Below are 2,351 nucleotides of genomic sequence, written 5' to 3' on the forward strand. Positions count from 1 at the left end.
TTCGGAGAAGGGCCCGCGCACGCTGGCGCTGGGGTACATCCGGCGGGAGGCGGCTGCGCCTGGCGCCGAGGTCGAGATCGAAGGCAGCAAGGCGACGGTGGTCACGTTGCCAGAGAGAGATTGACGGTTGAGGCTTTGACGATTGGAATGCCGGTGATCCCAGCATTCGTCAATGAGGCAATCGTCGACCGTCAATGAGACTAAGCAGGACCTATGCCTAACGAAAAGAAGAAGCCCGAAGACTTCGTGGTCACAGACCGGCGCAAGTTCACCGAGGAAGGCGAGCGGCGGCCGGACGCGCACGAGACCGCCGAGCTGGACCCCTCGCAGATCCCCACCCCGCCGGAGAAGCCTCGCGCGGAAGGCGCGCAGGTAGTGCGCGAGGTGGCCTCGGCCGCCGACCTGGCGGGCGCGGTCCCGCCCAGCGCCGCGCAGCAGCAAGACGCGCAGCAAGCCTACGCGCGCGCCGGCCAGGAGGTGGACGCGCGCCTGGCCGCCGACCTGGGCGGCGTCCGTCCCCAGGACCTGCAGATCACCTTCGAGAAGCTGGCCACCACCCTCTACATGACCGCCATGCTGCAGTTGGGCATCCTGCACGAGCAAGGCCGGCAGCCGCGGGTCGACGTGCTGGGTGCGCGCCAGACCATCGACACGCTCGACCTGCTGCGCGAAAAGACCAAGGGCAACCTCACGCCCCAGGAGAGCAAGTTCCTGGACGAGCGCCTCTACGAACTGCGCCTGGGGTATCTCGAGGTGCTGAACGCGGTGATGCATCCGCCCGAGTCTCCGCCGCCCGCCCCGGGTGTGAAGAAATGAAGGCCACGCTCACGGTGCTGGGCAGCGGGACGTCCATGGGCGTGCCCACCATCGGCTGCGACTGCCGGGTGTGCCACTCCAGCGATCCCCGCGACCATCGCACCCGGCCCTCCATCCTGGTGGAGTACGGCGGGCGCGTGGTGCTGATCGACACCACACCGGACTTCCGCCAGCAGGCCATCCGCGAGGGCATCCAGCGGCTGGACGCCGTGCTCTACACCCACGCCCACGCCGATCACATCCTCGGCCTCGACGACTTGCGTCCGCTCACCTTCCACCGCGAAGGCAAGATCCCGCTCTACGCCCACGCCGCCACCGCCGAGACCCTGCAGGCGATGTTCCGCTACATCTTCGACGGCAATTACAAGTACGGCGGCATCGCGCAGGTGGAGCTCAACCGCATCGAGGGGCCGGTGGAATTGTTCGGAGCGCGCTTCGAGCCGGTGGAGGTGCTGCACGGCGAGGCCGTGATCCACGGCTTCCGCTTCGGCGCCGCCGCCTATCTCACCGATGTCAGCAGCATCCCGGAGGAGTCTTTCGGCAAGCTACAGGGGCTGGACATCCTCTTCCTGGACGCGCTGCGGCACCGCCCGCATCCCACCCACTCGACGGTAGAGAACTCGCTGAAGCTGGTGGAGCGCATCCGGCCGCGGCGCACCTTCTTCACCCACATCGCGCACGACCTGCCGCATGAAGAAACCAACCGCCAGTTGCCGGATGCGGTGAGACTCTCCTATGACGGCATGAAATTGGAGTTTGAAATCTAGGAGGCAGGGGGCAGGACGCAGGATGCAGGTCTTCCGACATCTCGAGGAAGTGCCGGCGGACTTCGGGCCCACGGTGCTGAGCGTGGGCAACTTTGACGGGGTGCACCGCGCTCACCAGTACGTGCTGCGCGAGGTGGTGCGGCAGGCGCGCGCGCTCCAGGCGCGCTCCATGACCGTGACCTTCGAGCCGCATCCCCTGCGGGTGCTGCATCCCGACGTGGCCCCCAAGCTGATCACGCCCCTGGAGCAGAAGCTGAGCCTGCTGGAGGCCTCGGGGCTGGACGCGGTGCTGGTGCTGCCTTTCACCCGCGACCTCTCGCTGACCACGCCCAAGGACTTCGCCAGCGTGATCCTAGGCAAGCGGCTGAAGGCGCGCGAGGTGCACGAGGGCTCGAACTTCCACTTCGGGCACAAGGCCCAGGGCGACGTCAAGCGGCTACAGGAGTACGCGCGCGCCGCCGGCTACGAGGTCAAGGTCTATCCCGAGATGCGGGCACGCGGCGAGCCCGTCTCCAGCAGCCGCATCCGCGAACTGCTTTCCGCGGGGCACGTGGAGCGGGCGCGCGCCATGCTGGGGCGGGTCTTCAGCATCGTCTCCGTGCCCGGGCGCGGCCGCGGCTTCGGCCACAAGTACACCGTCCCCACCATCAACCTCAGCCGCTACGACGAATTGGCGCCGCTGGACGGCGTCTACATCACCCGCACCCAGGTCAACGGGGAGTGCTTCGATTCGGTGACCAACGTGGGCAACCGCCCCACCTTCGGCGA

Annotated in this window: 3 protein-coding genes; all 3 read left to right on the plus strand. The window is 67.6% G+C overall.

The window, feature by feature from the left end:
- The first annotated feature begins 213 nt into the window (after positions 1–213).
- On the plus strand, positions 214–816 hold the full coding sequence (locus tag VEG08_13985; protein ID HXZ29098.1) for a DUF1844 domain-containing protein: 603 nt from the start codon (positions 214–216) through the stop codon (positions 814–816).
- Positions 813–1,583: an MBL fold metallo-hydrolase gene (locus VEG08_13990; GenBank protein HXZ29099.1), complete on the plus strand. Its 771-nt coding sequence runs from the start codon at positions 813–815 to the stop codon at positions 1,581–1,583. Before VEG08_13985 ends, VEG08_13990 begins: the two co-directional genes overlap by 4 nt.
- A 22-nt stretch (positions 1,584–1,605) precedes the next feature.
- On the plus strand, positions 1,606–2,351 hold a 746-nt coding region (locus tag VEG08_13995; GenBank protein ID HXZ29100.1), incomplete at its 3' end, for a bifunctional riboflavin kinase/FMN adenylyltransferase.

Source organism: Terriglobales bacterium (genome assembly GCA_035624475.1).
GTDB lineage: Bacteria > Acidobacteriota > Terriglobia > Terriglobales > Acidobacteriaceae > DASPRL01.